Annotated in this window: 20 protein-coding genes and 4 tRNA genes; 8 read left to right on the top strand and 16 right to left on the bottom strand. The window is 67.8% G+C overall.

The genetic code is table 11. The features are described 5' to 3' along the window. Positions 1-7: 7 nt before the first annotated feature. Positions 8-1576 (bottom strand): alpha/beta fold hydrolase, encoded by a 1569-nt coding sequence (locus tag ACAG25_RS15420; RefSeq protein ID WP_370489336.1) that lies wholly within the window; start codon positions 1574-1576, stop codon positions 8-10. Between the two features lie 134 nt (positions 1577-1710). Between ACAG25_RS15420 and zapE the strand changes: the two genes are divergently transcribed. After that, complete coding sequence (gene zapE / locus ACAG25_RS15415; protein WP_370489335.1) at positions 1711-2748, top strand: cell division protein ZapE; 1038 nt, start codon at positions 1711-1713, stop codon at positions 2746-2748. Here zapE and ACAG25_RS15410 read toward each other — a convergent pair. The 3 genes from ACAG25_RS15410 to ACAG25_RS15400 form a co-directional block, all read right to left on the bottom strand. After that, the gene (locus ACAG25_RS15410) at positions 2724-3254 is read right to left on the bottom strand and encodes a GNAT family N-acetyltransferase (protein WP_370489334.1); all 531 of its coding nucleotides are present in this window, start codon (positions 3252-3254) and stop codon (positions 2724-2726) included. The two genes, zapE and ACAG25_RS15410, sit on opposite strands and share 25 nt — an antisense overlap. A gap of 4 nt (positions 3255-3258) precedes the next feature. Then, positions 3259-3753 (bottom strand): hypothetical protein, encoded by a 495-nt coding sequence (locus ACAG25_RS15405; RefSeq protein WP_370489333.1) that lies wholly within the window; start codon positions 3751-3753, stop codon positions 3259-3261. Between the two features lie 69 nt (positions 3754-3822). After that, positions 3823-4545, bottom strand: a complete 723-nt coding sequence (locus ACAG25_RS15400; protein WP_370489332.1) for a Clp protease N-terminal domain-containing protein — start codon at positions 4543-4545, stop codon at positions 3823-3825. Positions 4546-4814: 269 nt separating this feature from the next. Between ACAG25_RS15400 and ACAG25_RS15395 the strand changes: the two genes are divergently transcribed. Then, positions 4815-5132 carry a helix-turn-helix transcriptional regulator gene (locus ACAG25_RS15395; protein WP_370489331.1) on the top strand — a complete coding sequence of 106 codons (318 nt, stop codon included), beginning with the start codon at positions 4815-4817 and terminating at the stop codon, positions 5130-5132. 3 nt (positions 5133-5135) lie between these two features. Here the strand turns inward: ACAG25_RS15395 and ACAG25_RS15390 are convergent, their stop codons facing one another. The 3 genes from ACAG25_RS15390 to ACAG25_RS15380 all read right to left on the bottom strand — a co-directional run bounded on the left by ACAG25_RS15390 (position 5136) and on the right by ACAG25_RS15380 (position 6365). After that, positions 5136-5558 (bottom strand): hypothetical protein, encoded by a 423-nt coding sequence (locus ACAG25_RS15390; RefSeq protein ID WP_370489330.1) that lies wholly within the window; start codon positions 5556-5558, stop codon positions 5136-5138. 243 nt (positions 5559-5801) lie between these two features. Further along, the gene (locus ACAG25_RS15385) at positions 5802-6002 is read right to left on the bottom strand and encodes a three-helix bundle dimerization domain-containing protein (RefSeq protein ID WP_370489329.1); all 201 of its coding nucleotides are present in this window, start codon (positions 6000-6002) and stop codon (positions 5802-5804) included. A gap of 66 nt (positions 6003-6068) precedes the next feature. Continuing rightward, the gene (locus tag ACAG25_RS15380; RefSeq protein WP_370489475.1) at positions 6069-6365 is read right to left on the bottom strand and encodes a hypothetical protein; all 297 of its coding nucleotides are present in this window, start codon (positions 6363-6365) and stop codon (positions 6069-6071) included. A gap of 284 nt (positions 6366-6649) precedes the next feature. Between ACAG25_RS15380 and ACAG25_RS15375 the strand changes: the two genes are divergently transcribed. Beyond that, entirely contained in the window at positions 6650-6928 is a 279-nt protein-coding gene (locus ACAG25_RS15375) for a WGxxGxxG family protein (RefSeq protein ID WP_370489328.1), read from the top strand. Positions 6929-6997: 69 nt separating this feature from the next. On the opposite strand, the gene ACAG25_RS15370 is transcribed toward ACAG25_RS15375, so the two are convergent. The 4 genes from ACAG25_RS15370 to ACAG25_RS15355 form a co-directional block, all read right to left on the bottom strand. Then, positions 6998-7072: transfer RNA gene (locus tag ACAG25_RS15370), tRNA-Val, on the bottom strand. Positions 7073-7083: 11 nt separating this feature from the next. Next, positions 7084-7157: transfer RNA gene (locus tag ACAG25_RS15365), tRNA-Cys, on the bottom strand. A gap of 27 nt (positions 7158-7184) precedes the next feature. Next, positions 7185-7257 (bottom strand) — tRNA-Gly (locus ACAG25_RS15360). Between the two features lie 72 nt (positions 7258-7329). Next, a complete protein-coding gene (locus ACAG25_RS15355) occupies positions 7330-7746 on the bottom strand; it encodes a DUF6636 domain-containing protein (RefSeq protein ID WP_370489327.1) in 417 nt (138 codons plus the stop codon). A 218-nt stretch (positions 7747-7964) separates the two neighbouring features. Between ACAG25_RS15355 and ACAG25_RS15350 the strand changes: the two genes are divergently transcribed. Next, positions 7965-8039 (top strand) — tRNA-Val (locus ACAG25_RS15350). A gap of 32 nt (positions 8040-8071) precedes the next feature. Here the strand turns inward: ACAG25_RS15350 and ACAG25_RS15345 are convergent. Next, a complete protein-coding gene (locus tag ACAG25_RS15345) occupies positions 8072-9166 on the bottom strand; it encodes an NADH:flavin oxidoreductase (protein WP_370489326.1) in 1095 nt (364 codons plus the stop codon). Between the two features lie 163 nt (positions 9167-9329). Here ACAG25_RS15345 and ACAG25_RS15340 point away from each other — a divergent pair, with 163 nt between their 5' ends. The 4 genes from ACAG25_RS15340 to ACAG25_RS15325 are packed head-to-tail and all read left to right on the top strand — an operon-like array spanning position 9330 to position 14116. Further along, positions 9330-11522: a diguanylate cyclase domain-containing protein gene (locus ACAG25_RS15340; protein WP_370489325.1), complete on the top strand. Its 2193-nt coding sequence runs from the start codon at positions 9330-9332 to the stop codon at positions 11520-11522. A 47-nt stretch (positions 11523-11569) separates the two neighbouring features. Continuing rightward, a complete protein-coding gene (locus ACAG25_RS15335; protein ID WP_370489324.1) occupies positions 11570-12385 on the top strand; it encodes a formate/nitrite transporter family protein in 816 nt (271 codons plus the stop codon). Between the two features lie 25 nt (positions 12386-12410). Next, positions 12411-13358 carry a methylenetetrahydrofolate reductase gene (locus ACAG25_RS15330; RefSeq protein WP_370489474.1) on the top strand — a complete coding sequence of 316 codons (948 nt, stop codon included), beginning with the start codon at positions 12411-12413 and terminating at the stop codon, positions 13356-13358. Then, entirely contained in the window at positions 13355-14116 is a 762-nt protein-coding gene (locus ACAG25_RS15325; RefSeq protein WP_370489323.1) for a class I SAM-dependent methyltransferase, read from the top strand. The genes ACAG25_RS15330 and ACAG25_RS15325 overlap by 4 nt, the downstream gene beginning before the upstream one ends. A 1-nt stretch (position 14117) precedes the next feature. On the opposite strand, the gene ACAG25_RS15320 is transcribed toward ACAG25_RS15325, so the two are convergent. The 4 genes from ACAG25_RS15320 to ACAG25_RS15305 all read right to left on the bottom strand — a co-directional run bounded on the left by ACAG25_RS15320 (position 14118) and on the right by ACAG25_RS15305 (position 17807). Further along, a complete protein-coding gene (locus ACAG25_RS15320; protein ID WP_370489322.1) occupies positions 14118-14279 on the bottom strand; it encodes a hypothetical protein in 162 nt (53 codons plus the stop codon). A gap of 81 nt (positions 14280-14360) precedes the next feature. Continuing rightward, positions 14361-15533 (bottom strand): NDMA-dependent alcohol dehydrogenase, encoded by a 1173-nt coding sequence (locus ACAG25_RS15315; protein WP_370489321.1) that lies wholly within the window; start codon positions 15531-15533, stop codon positions 14361-14363. Between the two features lie 19 nt (positions 15534-15552). Beyond that, the gene (locus ACAG25_RS15310; protein WP_370489320.1) at positions 15553-17025 is read right to left on the bottom strand and encodes an aldehyde dehydrogenase family protein; all 1473 of its coding nucleotides are present in this window, start codon (positions 17023-17025) and stop codon (positions 15553-15555) included. Next, positions 17019-17807, bottom strand: coding sequence for an SDR family oxidoreductase (locus tag ACAG25_RS15305; RefSeq protein WP_370489319.1), 789 nt, complete (start codon positions 17805-17807; stop codon positions 17019-17021). Before ACAG25_RS15305 ends, ACAG25_RS15310 begins: the two co-directional genes overlap by 7 nt. Positions 17808-17902: the final 95 nt, after the last annotated feature.

The raw sequence follows: 17902 nt of genomic DNA, 5'->3' as shown, positions 1-17902 counted from the left end.
CCACCGGTCATGCCGGGCAGTATGTGTCGGTCTCGGGCAGTTGCCCGCTGTCGAGGTAGGACACCACCGGTGGCAGCGCGCACGGTGAGTAGATCACCGCGCCGTGCCCGATGCCCTGCCAGATGACACGTCGGTTCGACGAGCCGGCGTTGATCGCGGTCGCTGCGACGGCCGCGACGCCCTCGTTGCCGACGATCGGGTCGTTGCGGACACCCAGGAGCAGCGTCGGGATCTCCAGGCCGGCCGGCTCCTTGGGCGCCGCGCCGCTGGGCCAGTGCAGACACTTGACCATGTCGAGAGCGCCGACGACGCCGAACTGCGGGTATTGCTTGCCCCACGCGACGACGAGCTCGCGCACCCGGTCGGGGGTGGGACGGTTCAGCGCGTCGCTGCAGCCGTTGACGAATTGTCCGTCGGTGTTGCGCAGGGTCTCGGCCTGGTTGATCAGGTTGTTGAGCCGGTTGGTGTTGCCCGACCGGGCATCGGCGACCGCCGACGCCAGCTCGTTGGTGGCGTCCACCCGGCCGCCGCGCGGGAAGGCCAGCGCGGTGGTGATCGCGTCGGCCACCGCGGCCAGCGAGGCGCCTCCGGGACCGTTGCCGGAGCGCGCCGCGTCGAGCAGGGCGCTCACCGCCCCCTTGGGGTCGGCGCCGAGCGGGCAGTTGGTCGCCGCGCACTGGGCGGCCCAGGCATCGAGGGCGGCCTGCTGGCCCTTGACCTGCTGCTCGGTGGCGGCTTCATCGGCGATACCCAACGGCAGCGGCGAGTCGAGCACCAGCCGAGCGACCTTGTTCGGGTGGGATCCGGCGTAGGCCAGGGCGACCTGCGCACCGTTGCCGATGCCCAGCAGCGCCAGCGCGGGTACGTCCCACATGGTGCGCAGGCGCTCGAGGTCCTCGGCGGCGTGTGCATTGTCGTAGGCGGAGTCGCCCGGGGCGATGGCGTCGGTGCAGTTGGTGGTCGCCGTCATGGTGATCGACCCCAGCGTGGCCACCGGGTCGTCGCCGCTCTGGAACTGCGCCTGTTCGAACATCTCCTGCCGGTCGTAGACGTCGCGGCAGTCCAGCGCGCCCGACAGGCCGATCCCGCGACGGTCCACCGCGACGACCGGACGGCTCTTGAGCACGTCGGCCCCGGCGCGCGCCAGCCACGCGGGAAGTTGGATCGAGGTCGCGACATCCGAACCGGTGGTCATCACCAGGGGTCCGGCGTCGGCGGGGGTCTGCGCGGACATCGCGCGGACCACGCCGATGCTGACCGACCCGGTCGCGCCTTTGATGGGGTCCAGGTCGGCGTCGTAGGTGGCGCATTCCAGCCGCACACCGGGGATCGGGTCCACCGCCCCCGAGCTGAACACCCGTGACGTGCAGTCCCGCCACGACAGATCGTTCTTGGGCACCTCCACCGCGGGCGGGCCGGCCGCTTGGTCGGTGGTCTCCGCCGCACCTTGGGGCCGGGCGCCCGAGTCGGTGGCGTAGCGGGGATTGGCGGCCAGGCCGGGCGAACACCCGGCCACGACCAGCGACACCGCGACGGCCACCGCGGCGCCGCGGCGAGCGCGGAGCAGTCGACGCATGGCGCCCACATTACTGACCGGCAGGACCTGAGTCGGCCGGCACGCAGGTGTGCGGGCGCCCGGCGGTGTGAGCTGTGTCCCGTCCGTGTGGCCGGGCATACGCCGAATCGCAGCACGCCGTTAGGGTTCTGCCCATGCACGGGTCCAGTGAGGTCGGTCATCTGGTTGATCGTCAGCCCAGCGTCACGCCGGAGCGGCTGATCGCCCAGCTGGTGCCGCCCCCCACGTTCGCCGAGGTCAGCTTCGATTCCTACCGGCCCGACCCGGCGGAGCCGTCGCAGGCCGACGCGGTCACCGCGTGCCGGCGGTTCTGCGAGCAGGCCGAGCAGCGGCGCGCAGGAAAGAAGAAGCTCTTCGGCAAGCGGGAGGTGCTGCCCGGAGTCGGCGTGTACCTCGACGGCGGATTCGGTGTCGGCAAGACGCACCTGCTCGCCTCGTCGTACTACGCGGTCACGGGCAAGAAGGCGTTCGCGACGTTCGGCGAGCTCACACAGCTGGCCGGAGTGTTCGGCTTCACTGAGTGCATCGACCTGCTGGCCGACTACGTGCTGGTGTGCATCGACGAGTTCGAGCTCGACGACCCCGGCAACACCACCCTGGTGTCACGGCTGCTCTCGGCGCTGGTCGAGCGTGGCGTGTCGATCGCGGCGACCTCGAACACGCTGCCCGAACAACTGGGGGAGGGGCGTTTCGCCGCGCAGGATTTCCTCCGCGAGATCAACACCCTCTCGGCGATGTTCACCACGGTGCGCATCGAGGGACCCGACTACCGGCACCGTGGGCTGCCGCCGGCGCCGGAGCCGCTGAGCGACGGCGAGGTGGCCGAACGCGCCGCGAGGGTGCCCGGCGCCACGCTCGACGACTTCGACCAGCTGTGCGCGCATCTCGCGACCATGCACCCGTCGCGCTACCTGACGCTGATCGAAGGCGTGTCGGAGGTCTTCCTCACCGGGGTGCATCCGATCGACGACCAGAACGTGGCGCTGCGGCTGGTGTCGCTGACCGATCGCCTCTACGACGCCGGCATCCCGGTGGTGGCTTCGGGCGCCAAACTCGACACGATCTTCAGCGAGGAGATGCTCGCTGGCGGATTCCGCAAGAAGTACCTGCGGGCGACGTCGCGGCTGCTGGCGCTGACGGCCGCCGGTCAGAGCGGGCGCAGCATCACGTAGTCGTGTTCGATGTGGTCGCCCAGCCGAAAGGTTCTGGTGCCCACCACGTCGAAGTCGTGCTTGCGGTAGAAGCGTTGGGCCCGTTGGTTTTTCTGGTTCACCCCCAGCCATACGCAGGCAGCGCCGGACGCGGCGGCATGCTGCAGCACCGCGGCCATCAGGGCGGTGGCCGCCCCGCTGCCGTGGGCTTCGGGGGCGACGTACATCTTGGACAGTTCGACGGCGGGACGCGCCGTGATCACCGCGGCCACGTCGGCGTCGTCGGACACCCCGGACACGGTCATCGCGTAGCCGACCAGCCGATCACCGTCGGTGGCGGTCAGCACCGTCCTGTCGGGGTCGCGCAGATAGTCCGAGAACCGTTCGGGGGAGAGGTTTTCGGCGATGAACGCCGCGATGTCGTCCGGGCCGCAAGACGGGGGACACGCCAGGGGGAAGGTCCGGGCGGCCAGAGCGGCCAGGTCGGCCGTGGCGGACGGATCGGCAGGACAGACCGAGACGGCCAACGGCCTACACGACGTTCCACTGAGCCAGGCGTATGCCGCTGACCCTGTCCAGCAGAACGACATTGGAGACCAGATCGCGGTAGCAGTCCCACCACACCCCACCGGTGAACGTACGACCGACCTGCGCGCTCTGCATACCGAACTGCAGCGCATCGGGCGCGTCGCTGTTGCGTGGCTCGTAGGCGTCGCCGGTGGGGGTGACCCCACGGAAGGCGAAGGTGATGCCCATCGCATACGGGGTCGGCAGCCGTACCGGGGTGATGGTCACGTCGGCGCGATACACCTGGTAGCGGGGCGCGCGGGGCGGATAGCCGAAGCCTGGCGGCACCGGTGACGGTGCGATGTGGTTGACGGTCACGTCGGCGACGAGGCCTTTGTACTCGACGCGCAACGACTCACCGAGCCGTCCGATCGGGATGCCGACCGCGGACGCCGGCGGTGCCACCACTCCCGCGAGTGCCGCGATGGCGGCGACGAGCACCACGAGCCAACGACGCATTCGGAAATCCCTCCTCGACGTGGTGGACATGATCGCACACAGCGTCCACCGCGGTGGGCGGAGTCGCCGTCAGTCCTGCGTGAAAGCTTGCAGTGCGGCCACCAGCTCGCGCTCGAATCGTTCGATGTCGATGCCCAGCGTGTGCAGCACGTCGTGCTCCTCCTCGTTGTCGTACAAGGCCAGCAGGAGGTGCTCGGTGCCGATGTAGTTGTGCCCCAGCCGAACTGCGTGGCGGAACGTCAACTCCAAGACCTTCTTGGCGCCGGCGTCGAACGGGATCAGCGCCGGGACCTCGGCGGCCGGGTCCGGCAAGGTGACGGCCTCCGCTATCGCCACGAGGTCGATTCCCTGGCCGGCGACCAGGCGTGCAGCCAATCCGGTCGGGTCGGCGAACAGTCCGAGGATCAGGTGCGCCGGCGAGATCTCTGCGTTGCCGGCCGCGTGGGCCCGGTTCTGCGCCTCGATGACGGCGTTGCGGGCGCGGTCGGTGAATCGGTCGAACCCGGCTGCGGGGTCCATCGCCGAGGTGTCAGTAGGCCCTCGGGGGACGAAGCGCTTCTGTGCGGCCTGTTTGGTGACGCCCATGCACTTGCCGATTTCGGTCCAGGACGCGCCCGACCGCCGGGCCTGGTCGACGAAGTGGCCGATGAGATGGTCAGCAACCTCGTCGAGTGCCTGCGCGGCGAGCACCGCATCCGTGAGTTGGTCCAGCGGCGCCTCGTGGACCTGTGTGATGACGTCGATGAGGTCGTCGAGGCGGACGGGGTAGGCGATCTTGGCACGCGCAACCATGCGTCAACTTTAAGTTGACACAGGTTATAACGTCAACCCGACATTGACGGTGGGTGCTGCGCATTTCGTAGGGCAGATGCCGAAATGCGCGGTCTGGCGAATTTCTCGGCCTTTGCGGAAACGGTCGGATGATTGACTTCGAAACCTTCGGGCATGCACCGATGCTGCCGGTCAGTGGAATTAGTCACTGCGGTGTTTCGATTCCCGCAAATTCTGGAAACCCGTGTGCCATGAGGGCCGAGGATCGATCGAGCACACAGTATCCGCGGATGCTGAGGCGGGCGCTGGATTTCATCCACGAGAACGCCCAGTATGACATCAGCATCCGCGACATCGCGGACGCCGGCGACGTCACCCCCCGCGCCATTCAGTACGCCTTCCGCGAGCACCTGGATACGACCCCGTTGGAGTATCTGCGCCGCGTCCGATTGGAACGGGCTCACCAAGAACTCAAGACCGCTGATCCGGCGCGTGACACGGTGACATCGATCGCCGGGCGGTGTGGGTTCAGTCATCCCGGGCGCTTCAGCAGCGCCTACAAGGAGGTGTTCGGCACCGAGCCGAGTCGGACACTGCGCAGTTCGTGAACGTCAGAGCGGTGTGAAGCCTTCGCGGTTGAAGATGCCGGCCTGCCATCCTTTGGCGCCCATGCACACCAGCGGCCGTCCGTCCGGTGCTTGCGCGGCCGACTGCGGGTCCGGGCACGGGCTGCCGATCTCCTGCACACCGTGCAGTTCGTAGGTGGCCTGCCAGAACCCGGTGTACACCGGGGGCCACTGATTCGGGATCCAGCGGCACTGCAAGGCCTGACCCCCGCGACCCCGTCCGAAGGTGAACCGCTCCATGTTGGTACAGGGTGCGGTGAGGTTGACGTCGTAATGCATGCCGGGAACGTCGGTGGGGTAGCGACCGGGGTTGTCGGGATACATCGGCCCGGGTTCGGCCGCGACCATCGGGGCGGAGAAGACGGCGGCAGCGCCGAGGGCGCTGGCCACGAACAACTGGCGAATCATGTTCAACCTCATCGTCGGCGCGGTGCGTGTGGGAAACACTATCGGCTACCGGGTCCGAGGTAGATGGATTCGGGTCCCGGAAACGATCTCGACCCGCCACCCAGGGGGGATTGGTGGCGGGTCGAGCGGTATCGGGTCCTTCATCACATCGCTGTGTGACTACGAAGTTATGACCCGAACCTGAGAGAGACCTGATAGGGACTTAGGTCTTCGCTACAAAAGCGGTAACGAATCAGGTGTCGCTCACGAGCCCAGCTTCTGCAGCTCGACCTTGGCGTTGCGCTCGACGAACAGCGGCACGAAGTCACGGATGGGGCGGTCGTCGAAGCGGGCGTGCTGTTCCTTGACGACGCGGGCGACCTCGGTGGGCTCGATCTCGGAGTGCGTATCGGAGAGGCGGCGGGCGAGATCTTCGATGATCTGCTGCTCGGTCAACCTGATCACGACGCAAGCATGGACCGCCGTCTCGACGGCCGTCAAGCGTCCGCGGCTCAGGTCACAGATCGCGGTTCAAGGCGTGCTTTTGAGCACCCAGGCCGGCACCCAGTGGGTGACCGTGTGGCGCCCGCTGCCGTGCCTGACGGGGTAGGTGACCAGCCCCCACCAACCGCCGTGCTCGGCGCGCCCCCAGCAACTCAGCGACCCCTCGACTACGGATTCCAGCTGCAGCCCCTGGGGGTGGTAACGCCCCGCGCAGTGCGGTTGCCGCGAGAACAGGGCGACGAGGTCGACGAGGACGGGCCGGGGCGGGTCGACGCGCCGGAACACGGTGGGCAGCGGCTGGCCGCCGTAACCGATCTCCTGCATGCCCACACTTCGATCATATGTTCGACAACGCCTGGTGGTCCACGCGTGTCCGCGACGGCCGTGGTGTCGCGGAATCGGCGTGGTTTTCTGTTAGCTGCGCTACCGGATGGTGCAGTGATACAGGTCACGCAACAGGATCTAGCAGCAATTTCAGGTCGGACCGCGCGCCACGGCCCAAGTCGGACGGTTTAGCGGAATTTGCGGGGGTAACCCCCGTCGCGAGCTAGGGGGAGCATGAAGCTCTGGGTCACTAGCTCCGAACAGTGAACTGTAAAGGAGCAGCAATGAACATGTCACGCAGTGCGGTTGCAGCGGGTGCCACCACCCTGGCGTTGCTTTTCGGCGGCGCGGGTGTTGCCAATGCCTCGGAGACGATCGCGCCGACCCCTGCGACGACGACGGTGCTTGCGCAGGAAGCCGACGATGACGGTGGCGACAACACCGGTCTCTGGGGTCTGCTGGGCCTGCTCGGTCTGGTCGGCTTGGCCGGACTGAAGAAGCGTCGCGCTGACGATCACGTCGTGACCCGCCCGGGCACGGTCAACCCGCCGCCGCGCGCCTGAGCGCAAGCGTGAAGCCCCTGCCGGCGAAAGCCGCAGGGGCTTCACGCTGTTTGGAGGGTACGCGAATTGTGGTGCGCGATACTGGGATTGAACCAGTGACCTCTTCCGTGTCAGGGAAGCGCTCTCCCGCTGAGCTAATCGCGCCGGGACGTACTTGGAGGTGGAGACGGGAATCGAACCCGTGTGCACGGCTTTGCAGGCCGTTGCCTCACCACTCGGCCACTCCACCGCTGGGGTTGATGCCACTGCACCTTCGAGCGGATGACGGGATTCGAACCCGCGACCCTCACCTTGGCAAGGTGATGCGCTACCAACTGCGCTACATCCGCGCGCCACGGGCGAGATCGTCGCCCGTCGCGAAGCAGAACATTAGTCCACGTGCACTGGCGTACACAAATCACCTAGAACAGGGTGTACGCCTGCCGGGAGATCGTGAAGCCGTGGCCGTCGGAGTTCGAGCACCGCATGCCGGAGGGCTCACTGTTGCAACTCATCCCGCCGCCCGCCTGGAACTGGCCGAAGGGCAGCACCGGACCGCCGCCCAGGGCGGTGTCGCCGGCGCAGACGAACTGGGCCGGACCCGTCGCGCCCAGCGTGATGCCCTGACCGAAGTCCACGACGTCCGGACAATCCGCCGGGCGTGGCGGGGGAGCCCAGTCACGCTCGGCGATGTCGCACCGCACCGAATCGTCGCCGAGGATGCATCCGATGTTGCCGCTGGGTGAGGTGAACCCGACGTACTCGGCGCCGGCGGTCGGCGCCAGCCACATCGCCGCACCGCCCAGCCCGGCCGCAGCCACCGCGAGCGTTGTTCTCATGTCTTCTACCCCCAGGTCGAAAAACGTTGTGGTCGTTGACCGAACGTGATCATGCGTGTCGGGCGCGCCAATCACGCTCGGTAGCCACCCCCCGGCCTGTGCGCAGATTATCGGAGAAAGCGCAGGTAGGCGGGCCGAACGCGGAAACCGGCGGTCGGCGGATTCTTGACGGGCCTGCCTGCGTGCTAGTCTTCTGCCTCGTCCGATCTGTCGGAAACGGTCTCGTAGCTCAGTGGGAGAGCGTCCGCCTCACACGCGGAAGGTCGCTGGTTCGAACCCAGCCGGGACCACCACGAATCATCTGACTTCTGCAGAACCCCGACCACTACGCAAGCGCGGCCAGCGCCTTGGCGGGGTCGTAACCGACGAACGCGTCGAGATTCCCGGTACGCAACCGGTGCACCCAGGACGGGTCCGCCAACAGCGCACGCCCGAGTGCCACGACGTCGAATTCGGCAGCGTCGAACTGTTCGACCAGGCGGTCGACGTCGGCCGGTGCGATGAGCTGTCCCGGTTGTTCGCTGCGGAACTGGGTTTGCAGACCGACCGAACCGACCGCGATGACGGGCACGCCCGTCACTTTCTTGGTCCAGCCGGCGAGGCTCAGATCAGGGTCGGTCTCCGGGAACGCCGCGACGTAGTGCCGACGCGTCGACGGGTGGAACATGTCGACGCCCGCGTCGATCAGCGGCGCCAGCAGCTCCTGCAACTCGATCGGGTCCGCGGCGATCGACGCGCCGTAATCGGTGCCCTTCCACTGGGAGAAGCGGAAGATCACGGGAAAGTCGGGCCCTACAGCTGTTCGCACGGCGGCCACGACCTCGGCGGGGAAGCGGGTCCGTTCCGACAGCGACCCGCCGTAGGAGTCGGTCCGCAAATTCGTTTTCTGCCAGAAGAATTGATCCAACAGGTAGCCGTGCGCGCCGTGGAGCTCGACCGCGTCGAACCCCACCTCGTGCGCCGTCGCAGCGGCTTGCGCGAACTGCTCGGCGAGCGCCGGAAGCTCGTCGGTTCGCAAGGCACGGCCCTTGGGGTTGCCGTGACCGTCCACTCCGGACGGACTGACCACGACGACACCGTCGGCGTCGTCGCGCTCGACGCCCTGGTGCCACAGCTGGGCGGCGATGGTGCCCCCTTCGCCGTGCACCGCGTCCACCACACGTGACCACCCAGCGAGGACGTCGTCACCGGCCAGGGTGGGGATGCTGAACGGGTAGCCGGCTGCCGGGTCGGGCAGGCGAACGCCTTCGGTGATGATCAGACCGACCTCACCCGCGGCGCGCCTCCGGTAGTACTCGGCGACATCGCGTCCCGGCACCCCGCCAGGGGAGGCCTGGCGCGTCATCGGCGCCATCGCGAAGCGGTTGGGCATCGTCAGCGAGCGCACGGTCATCGGTTCGAACAGGTCCTCGACAGCCACGGGAGCGTCAACGTCGGACGGATTGCCGTTGTTCCTCGTCGTGCAATTACGCTCCGCGCAGTCTCACTGGTCCCTCTGCTCACGACTTTGGTGGTTCACCGCCACATGTCAGTCGGTGTCGGCATCCTGGACTGAACGCAAGGTCTCGAGACGTGGGGGTGCTGTGTATCGCGCTCTGCGCTCGGCGGCGCCGATAGTGGTCTTCCCCTTGGTCTACGCGCTCGCGGTCATCGTCGGCCGCGCGACCCGGCTGGTCGGCGACGGTGAGGTGTCCCTGGTCTGGCCGGCTGCGGCCGTTGGGGTCGTCTGGCTGCTCTCGGTCCGGGACCGCGGCCCGGGCCAACGCGCCGTCCATGTCGTGCTGCTGGGGGTGACGTCGTTCGTGACGACGCTGGCCACCGACGGTTCGGTGGCGCTGAGCGGCTGGTTCGTGGTGGTCAACCTGGTCCTCAGTGTCGTCTGTGCGGAGCTGTTGGCGGCCGGGCGTGATGAGGTGGTGCTGCGCGACCCCGCGGACCTGGGGCGCCTGGTGATCGCGGTGGTCGCGGGCACCGGAAGTGCGGCGGTACTGGCTACCGCGTACTTCGTCGTGGTCGCCGATGCGCAGGTGTGGGGCACCTTCGCGCTGTTCATCACCCGTAACGGCGCGACCGTCCTGCTCGGCGTGGCGATCTGGCTGTGCCTGCGCGACGTCACGTGGACGCGTCCACACCTCACCGCGGCATCGACGGTCGAACTGCTGTTGGCGAGCACCGTCGCCGTGGTGGTGTTCGTCTGGATCTTCTGGCTGATCGACAGCGGGCTGCCGATGGCGTTCCTGGCGATGGTGCCGGTGATGTGGCTGGCTCTGCGGTTCAGCACCACGGTCAGCACCCTGTTCCTGGCCGCGGCGGGCATCTGGGTGGTCTACGCCACCGTGATGAACCGCGGGGTCCTCATCGTCCCCGATGTCCAGACCCGGGCGCTGTTGGCGCAGATCATGGTCGGGTCGCTGACCGTGATCATGCTGACACTCTCGCTGTACCGCGACTCGCGGGCACGCCTGATCACCGAAGTCGAGCAGGCGCGCGACCTGTTCGCCGGCGTGCTGAAGGCGGCCTCGGAACAAGCGATCATCGGCACTGACCGTCGGGGTCGGGTTGCGGTGTTCAACCACGGTGCGGAACGCCTGCTGGGCTGGACAGAGGCCGAGGTCCTGGGGCGACGGCCGATCGAGTTTCACTACTACCCGGAGGTATGCGCGCGCGCCGAAGAACTGGGCGTCGGTCCCAGCGAAGTCTTCGTCCACAACGTCGGGCCCGACCGGGCCGAGGTACGCGAGTGGACCTATGTGCGACGCGACGGGTCCCACGTCGCCGTCAGCGTCGCGGTCTCGCAGATGACCGACCGCGATGGTCGGTTCGAGGGCTACATCGGGGTCGCCACCGACATCACCGAGCAGAAGGCCGCCGAACGGGCGTTGGCCGCCAGCGAGGAGCAGTTCCGGCTCGCGTTCGACACCGCGCCGATGGGTATGTTCATGTTCACCATCGCCCCGCAGCCCCCGGGCCGGATCACCCGCTGCAACCATGCGCTCGCCGAGTTCCTCGGCCGGCCCACCGACGAGGTGTTGACGATGACGGTGCTCGAGCTCGAGAACAACGAGATCAGTTGTGCGAAAACAGGTTTGCATCCACTTCTGACGTTGGGCATCGGGCAGCGCTTCGAGCGGGAACTGTGCTTCCGGCGCGCGGGCGACGAGGAGGTGTGGGGCGCGGTCTCGGCGTCGGTGGTCGCGCCCGCCGGATCCGAGCCCTACGGAATCGGCCTCGTCGAGGACATCACCACCCGCAAACGGGTCGAGGCCGAACTCCTGCACATGGCCTCCCACGACCCCCTGACCGGGCTGGCCAACCGGGCCCTGCTCACCGACCGGATCATGCATGCCATCGCCGAGGTCGACAGCGGCCGATCCATCGGCCTCGGCCTGATCTCGCTGGACCTCGACGGGTTCAAGGAGGTCAACGACACCTGGGGGCACGCCGAGGGTGACGAGGTGCTCACCGAAGTCGCCGCGCGCATCGCGATCGCGATCCGGCCGGGCGACACCGCTGCCCGCCTGGGCGGCGACGAGTTCGCGGTGCTGTGTCCGGGATTGTTCGACGTCGCCGAACTCCAGATCCTCGCCGAACGCATCCGAACCGAACTGTGCCGCCCCCTGCAGCTCAGCGGTGGTGAGGTCTACGAGCGGCTGTCGGTGAGTTCCGGGGTCGTCACGTCCCGGGGCGCGACCGACGCGGCCACGCTGCTGCGGCAGGCCGACAAACTGATGTACCACGCCAAACGCCGCGGCAAGAACTGCGTCGCATTGCCGTGACCACCGTGGGGTGCGCGTAACCCGGCGTAGTGGGTATGTCACCCGCCATGAGTGAGACCAGCCAGCGGGCACTGGGCGAATCGAACAGCCCCATCGAGGACGAACTCGAGGAAGCGTTCGAACGCATCGTCGGGGAAGGCGCCCAGCGTTTGCACCGCGGATGGCGCGAGATCATGGTCACCGGCTTCTTCGGCGGCACCGAGGTGGCGATCGGCGTCCTGGCCTACCTGGCGGTGCTGCACGCCACCGGCGAGCACCTGCTGGCGGGTCTGGCGTTCTCGGTCGGCTTCCTGGCGTTGCTGCTGGGGCGCAGTGAGCTGTTCACCGAGGGATTCCTGGTGCCGGTCACCACGGTGGCGGCCAAGCGCGCCAGCGTCAACCAGCTGTTCAAGCTGTGGGGCGGCACGCTGGTGGCGAACCTGGTCGGCGGCTGGCTGATCATGTGGCTGATCATCACCGCGTTCCCGAAGCTGCGTCCCCAGACCCTGGAATCGGCGACGCATTTCGTGACCGCACCGCTGAGCGCCGAGACGATGTCGCTGGCCATCCTCGGCGGAATGGTCATCACCTTGATGACCCGGCTGCAACACGGCACCGACTCGGTCCCCGGCAAGATCGCCGCCGCGATCGCCGGAGCCTTCCTGCTGGCCGGTTTGCAGATGTTCCACTCGATCCTCGACTCGCTGCTGATCTTCGGGGCGCTGCTCGGCGGTGGCACCCCCTTCGGCTACCTGGACTGGCTGGGCTGGTTCGGCTACACCGTGGTCGGCAACGTCGTCGGGGGACTGGGCCTGGTGACCCTGCTGCGGCTGGTGCGGACCAAGGACAGACTCCAAGAGGAACGCAGTGACGCCGAGTCGTGACGTGAACGTCGACTGTCCGAAACGCATGCACTACGGTCCGTGCGGCGGGGTGCGCCTGGACGGGCAATGCGAGATGCGGCCCGGCCCATGTGCTTTCCCTGATATCGTGCTGTGGCCGCAGGAGTGTGACCACCCCGGACCGATGCCCCGCCCGCCGCTGGTGCTGGCAGATTTCAGTTGCGCGCCGTTCGACGCCGAGGACGCCCGCTCGGTCGCTGCGCACCTGGCGCCGTCGTGCGACGCGGTGCTGGTCGGCGAGCACCAGAACCGGCCGGACTTCCCGCCGACCCTGTTGAGCAGGCTGATCATCGACGGCGGCGCCCAGCCGTGGATCTCACTGTCCTGCCGCGACCGTAACCGCGTGGTGCTGGAGCAGGAACTGCGCGGGCTGGCCTACCTGGGGGTCGACACGGTGCTGTGTGTGACCGGCGACGGGCGCGGCTACGACGTGCGTCCCGACGTGACCCAGAGCTTCGACCTGGACGGCCCCCGACTGGTGGCGATGGCTGCCGAACTCGGGCTGACGGCCGCGGTGCCGGAGACGCCGACGGCGCCGCCGGCCGACCGTCGTCCGCTGCGGCTGGTGCAGAAGCAACGGGCCGGGGCTCGGGTCGCGGTCCTCAACCACGTCACCGCACCGTCGGCGGTGGCGTCGTTCATGGCCGCCGCGCGCGCCCACGGGTTGACGATCCCGGTGTTGGCCGCCGTGGCCGTGTTCACCGACTCGGTGTCCGCGGCCGTGCTGCAGGGCCTGCCGGGCCTGGAACTCGATGCCGAGGTCGCCGAGCGCGTCCTCGGGGCCCCCGACCCGGTGGAAGCGGGGATCGAGGCCGCGGTGGCCGAGGCCCGCGCACTGCTGGACATCGACGGGATCGCCGGGGTGAACCTGTCCGGTTCGGCGACCGCGTCGGGCACTCGACGCGGAGCCGAGATCAAAGCCGAAGTGGCCGCACGGATCCGGGGAGTGTCATGACCGACGATGCGATGTCCGCCGAGTTCGACACCGTGGCCGAGTGGACCGCGCAGACGTGCACCCGTCTGGGCGCCGACTACTACCTGCCGGCGGCATGTCGGGGCAGCGGCAGCCCGCAGGCACTCGACTGGCTGATGGACCGCCTCGCGCTCGCACCCGGATGCCGTCTGCTGGACTCGGGTGCCGGCGTCGGGGGACCCGCGGCCTACGCCGTACACACCAGGGCGGTGCACCCGGTGCTGGTCGAACCCGAAGCCGGCGCCTGCCGCGCCGCGCGCCGGCTGTTCGGCTACCCGGTGGTGCAGGGTTCCGGATCAGCCTTGCCCTTCGGTGACGCCGCCTTCGACGCAGCGTGGTCGCTGGGCGTGCTGTGCACGATGCCCGACCAGCTGGGATTGCTCACCGAACTGCGGCGGGTGGTCCGGCCCGGTGGCGGCATCGGTCTGCTGGTATTCGTCGCGACCCGCGAGATCGCGCCCGACGAACAACCCGAGGGCAACCGGTTTCCGACCGCCGATGGATTGCGCACGCTGTTCGACGAGGCCGCCCTCGAAGTGCACGCGCAGCAAGTCGCCTCGGAACTCGGCGCCGCACCGCAGGACTGGGAGGACCGCGCCGACCGCGTCGACGCACAGATGGCAGACCGCTACGCCGACAGCGAGGCCTGGAAGACCTCGCAGCAGCAGTCCGAACGGATGGGCTCGCTGCTCGGTGAGGGCGCGGTGGTGGGGACGCTGTTCTCGCTACGAGCGTCCTGAGTCAACCGGCAACGGCACGCTCATGCGGTGCGACGACGAAGACCAGACCCTCGGAGGTCTCCTCCGGATCCACCTGGATCTCCCGTCCGCAGATCGGACACGTGGCCGCACTCGCGTTGGGTTCGTCCTCGACGCGGCGTCCGCTTCCCGAGCAGTTCTGCACGGCTCCTCCTAGGTCGTCGCAGCTACGACCTCGGCGATACCCACGCGCAGCGCCGCTCATACCTGAGCGCCGCCGCGTTGTTCAGAGTTCGATCACACCGCGGATGTTGTTGCCGGCACGCAGGTCCTTCATCGCCTCGTTGATGTCGTCGAGTTTGTACTTGCGGGTGATCAACTCGTCGAGCTTGATCTGCCCCGCCTCGTACATGCTCAACAGTTTCGGCATCGCCTCACGCGGATTCATCTCGCCGTAGAGCACACCTTTGAGCGTCTTGCAGGAGCTGACCATGTCCGGCAGGCTCAACGGCACCATCAGGTCGCTGACCTTGGCCATGCCGGTCAACACGCATGTTCCGCCCTTGCGCAGCAACATCATCGCGGTCAGGACCAGGTCGACGGGTACCACACCCGGGGTCAGCACCACCCGGTCGGCCATCACCCCCCAGGTGATCTCCTTGACCAACTCGATGGCGGCACCGGCGTCGGCGACGGTGTGGGTGGCACCGAACTCCGGTGCGCTGTCGCGTTTGAACTCGTTGGGATCGACCGCCACGATGTGCTTGGCCCCGGCGACCTTTGCGCCCTGGACCGCATTCATCCCGATCCCCCCGACACCGACGACGACGACGGTGTCGCCGGGTCGTGTGCCGGCGGCCACCGAACCGGACCCGAATCCCGTGGTGACACCGCAGGAGACCAGTGCCGCGACGTCGAGGGGGATCCAGTCGTGGATCTTGACCAGTGAGCGTTCCGACGCGACGACGTACTCGGAGAATGTGCCGACCTGCATCATGGCCATCAGGTCTTCGACACCGTCGGGACCCTGCACGTGGCGGCGGCGCGTGCCGTCGGTGGTCATGGCCTTGCTGTGGATGTCCGCGCCGACATCGCACAGATACGTCATGCCGGTCGCGCACCACCGGCAGTTTCCGCAAGCGGGTAAGAACGAGATGGCCACGTGGTCACCGGGTTTCATGCTCGTGACCCCTGGACCGACTTCCTCGACGACACCGGAGCCCTCGTGGCCACCGAGCATCGGGAACCACTCGGGTACCGGAAGTCCGGCGGCCCGCATCAGGTCCTCCATGTCCTTGCTGGGCACGCTGTCGCCGGTGTAGAAGTGCTCGTCGGAGTGGCAGATTCCCGAGTAGGCCATCTTGACCAGGACTTCGCCCGCCCTGGGCGGGTCGAGTTCGATGTCGGTGACCTCCCAGTCGATCCCGACGCCCCGGAGGACCGCAGCCCTGGATTTCATTGGAACTCCCTCTGATTGGCTAGGACGCCGGCCATCCGACCGTCTTGGTCTGGGTGAAGATTTCCAGTCCCTCGATGCCGCATTGGCGGCCGATACCGGACTGCTTGTAGCCCCCGAACGGCGCGTCGGCGCCGTACCACAGGCCGCCGTTGATGCCCAGTGTTCCGGTCCGGATGCGGGATGCGACGTTCTTGGCGCGTTCGAGGTCGTCAGCGAAGACCACCCCGGACAGTCCGTAGATCGAGTCGTTGGCGATCCGCACGGCGTCGTCGTCATCGTCAAAGCCGATGACCGACAGCACCGGTCCGAAGATCTCCTCCTGGGCGATGGTCATCCGGTTGTCGACGTCGGCGAAGACGGTCGGTTCCACGAAGTAGCCCTTGGGCAGGTGCTTGGGGATGCTTCCGCCGGTGACCAGGCGCGCTCCCTCGCGCTTGCCCGACTCGATGTACCCCATCACCCGCTCCTGCTGGCGCTTGGACACCTGGGGGCCCTGCAACACCGAGGGATCGGTGGGGTCACCGTACTTGTTCTTCTCCATCGCAACCTTGACGATCTCCACCGCTTCGTCGTAGCGGGAATTGGGCACCAGCAGGCGGGTCGGCATCGCGCAGCCCTGCCCGGCGTGCATGGAGATGAAGGCGCTGCCGGCGACGGCCGGCTTGATGTCGCCGTCGTCTTCGAGCACGAGGTACACCGACTTGCCGCCGAGTTCCAGGAACACCGGCTTCACGGTGTCGGCGGCGGCCTTCATGACCCGCCGGCCGGTCGCCGTGGATCCGGTGAAGGCCACCATGTCGACCAGGGGAGAGGAGGACAGCACCTCGCCGACGAGGTGGTCCGATGAGGTGACGATGTTGACCACCCCGGGCGGGATGTCGGTGTGCTCGGCGATCAGCCGGCCCAGCCGGGTGGCATTGAACGGGGTGTCGGGCGCCGGCTTGAGCACACAGGTGTTGCCCATCGCCAGAATCGGACCGATCTTGTTCAAGATGATCTCGAGGGGGAAGTTCCACGGCGCGATCACGCCGACGACACCGGCCGGCTCCTTCCATACCTCCCTGGCGGCGGGCGTTCCCATGCCGAATGCATCCTTGTCGGGAAGCGAACGCCGCCAGGGGAATTCGGAGATCATGTCGGCCGACCAGGTCAGTGATTCGTTGAGGGGAACGTCGAGTTGAGGGCCGTAGGTGCTCAACACCGGACAGCCCACCTCGGCGACGAGTTCGCTGCGGAGCTCCTCTCGTTCCGACTCCAGCGCGGCCTGCAACTGGCGCAGCGCGGTGGCCCGCGCTGCACCGTCGCGAGCCCAGTCACCGCGGTCGAAGGCCTGCCGGGCCGCCGCCACCGCGCGCTCCATGTCGGCCGCATTGCCGTCGGCGCATCGGCCCAGTACTTCTTCGGTGGCCGGGTTCAGGACGTCGAACTGGCGGCCGGTCTCGGATTCGACGAGCTTGCCGTCGATGAGCATGCGGGATTCGTGATTCACCATTTGCGGAGTTCTTTCACCGAGTCGGAGGCGCGCGGGGCCAAAGTGAGGTACGGGATGAAGCTGCTCTTGCCGCAGCGCAGGACCGATTCGACGACCTCGGTGAGGTGTTCGGCGTCGACGAGACCGCCCTGCATGTAGCCGTTGTCCATCCAGAAGCGGATGGCTTTGTCGAGCGCCTCGGGATCCCAGTTCTTGTTGAACTCGGTCTGGGAATCCCCGGTCCCGCCGAAGCTGTCGCCGACCGCCAGTCGGGTGAAGCCGATCTCGGGATGCTCGATACGCCACGACTCCACGAGTTTGTCGAGGGCGGCCTTGCTGACCGCATAGGCGCCCAGCAGCGGCCACGGAGTGGTGTAGGAGGCGCTCAACGACGACAGATAGATGGCCGATCCGCGGGCCTGAGCCAGGTGCGGCGCCGCCGCCGCGGTGACCAGCGAGGCGCCGGTGACATTGGTGGCGAAAAGCTGAGCCCATTGCTCGGCGGTGACGTCGGGCAGCGGCGCCAGCACGCCCATACCCGTGGTGTAAACCAGCGCGTCGAGACCGCCGAGTCCGTCGACCACGTCGGCGAACGCAGCGCGGCACACCTGTCCGTCGGTGACATCGCAAGTGACCGCGATCGCGCCGTTGCCGGCTTCCGCGGCGGCGTTGACCAGTCGGTCGTGGCGGCGGGCCAGCAGTGCCACCCGGGCCCCCCGCTGGGCAAGGCCGACGCCGATGCATCGGCCCAATCCGGCGGAGGCTCCGACGACGGCAACGCGGAGGCCGTTGATCTCAGACACCGGGCTCGACCCCCAGCGTGCGTGGAGACGAACCGACGTCGTCAGCGCGGATCGGAATCATCTCTTCGGGCTGCATGTGTCTCCTTGCGCAGAGG

The sequence above is a fragment of the Mycobacterium sp. pV006 genome (genome assembly GCF_041287115.1).
GTDB lineage: Bacteria > Actinomycetota > Actinomycetes > Mycobacteriales > Mycobacteriaceae > Mycobacterium.
The sequence above is the reverse complement of the archived record's forward strand: the minus strand, read 5'-3'. Positions and strand labels throughout refer to the sequence as shown.

What these genes read in the sequence shown, in the direction of transcription:
- ACAG25_RS15310 (WP_370489320.1), bottom strand. Translation starts at nt 17,025, where the DNA reads ATGGTGAATCACGAATCCCGCATGCTCATCGACGGCAAGCTCGTCGAA.
- ACAG25_RS15400 (WP_370489332.1), bottom strand. Translation starts at nt 4,545, where the DNA reads ATGGTTGCGCGTGCCAAGATCGCCTACCCCGTCCGCCTCGACGACCTC.
- ACAG25_RS15395 (WP_370489331.1), top strand. Translation starts at nt 4,815, where the DNA reads ATGCTGAGGCGGGCGCTGGATTTCATCCACGAGAACGCCCAGTATGAC.
- ACAG25_RS15380 (WP_370489475.1), bottom strand. Translation starts at nt 6,365, where the DNA reads ATGCAGGAGATCGGTTACGGCGGCCAGCCGCTGCCCACCGTGTTCCGG.
- ACAG25_RS15420 (WP_370489336.1), bottom strand. Translation starts at nt 1,576, where the DNA reads ATGCGTCGACTGCTCCGCGCTCGCCGCGGCGCCGCGGTGGCCGTCGCG.
- zapE (WP_370489335.1), top strand. Translation starts at nt 1,711, where the DNA reads ATGCACGGGTCCAGTGAGGTCGGTCATCTGGTTGATCGTCAGCCCAGC.
- ACAG25_RS15330 (WP_370489474.1), top strand. Translation starts at nt 12,411, where the DNA reads ATGCACTACGGTCCGTGCGGCGGGGTGCGCCTGGACGGGCAATGCGAG.
- ACAG25_RS15355 (WP_370489327.1), bottom strand. Translation starts at nt 7,746, where the DNA reads ATGAGAACAACGCTCGCGGTGGCTGCGGCCGGGCTGGGCGGTGCGGCG.
- ACAG25_RS15325 (WP_370489323.1), top strand. Translation starts at nt 13,355, where the DNA reads ATGACCGACGATGCGATGTCCGCCGAGTTCGACACCGTGGCCGAGTGG.
- ACAG25_RS15335 (WP_370489324.1), top strand. Translation starts at nt 11,570, where the DNA reads ATGAGTGAGACCAGCCAGCGGGCACTGGGCGAATCGAACAGCCCCATC.
- ACAG25_RS15405 (WP_370489333.1), bottom strand. Translation starts at nt 3,753, where the DNA reads ATGCGTCGTTGGCTCGTGGTGCTCGTCGCCGCCATCGCGGCACTCGCG.
- ACAG25_RS15375 (WP_370489328.1), top strand. Translation starts at nt 6,650, where the DNA reads ATGAACATGTCACGCAGTGCGGTTGCAGCGGGTGCCACCACCCTGGCG.
- ACAG25_RS15315 (WP_370489321.1), bottom strand. Translation starts at nt 15,533, where the DNA reads ATGAAATCCAGGGCTGCGGTCCTCCGGGGCGTCGGGATCGACTGGGAG.
- ACAG25_RS15390 (WP_370489330.1), bottom strand. Translation starts at nt 5,558, where the DNA reads ATGATTCGCCAGTTGTTCGTGGCCAGCGCCCTCGGCGCTGCCGCCGTC.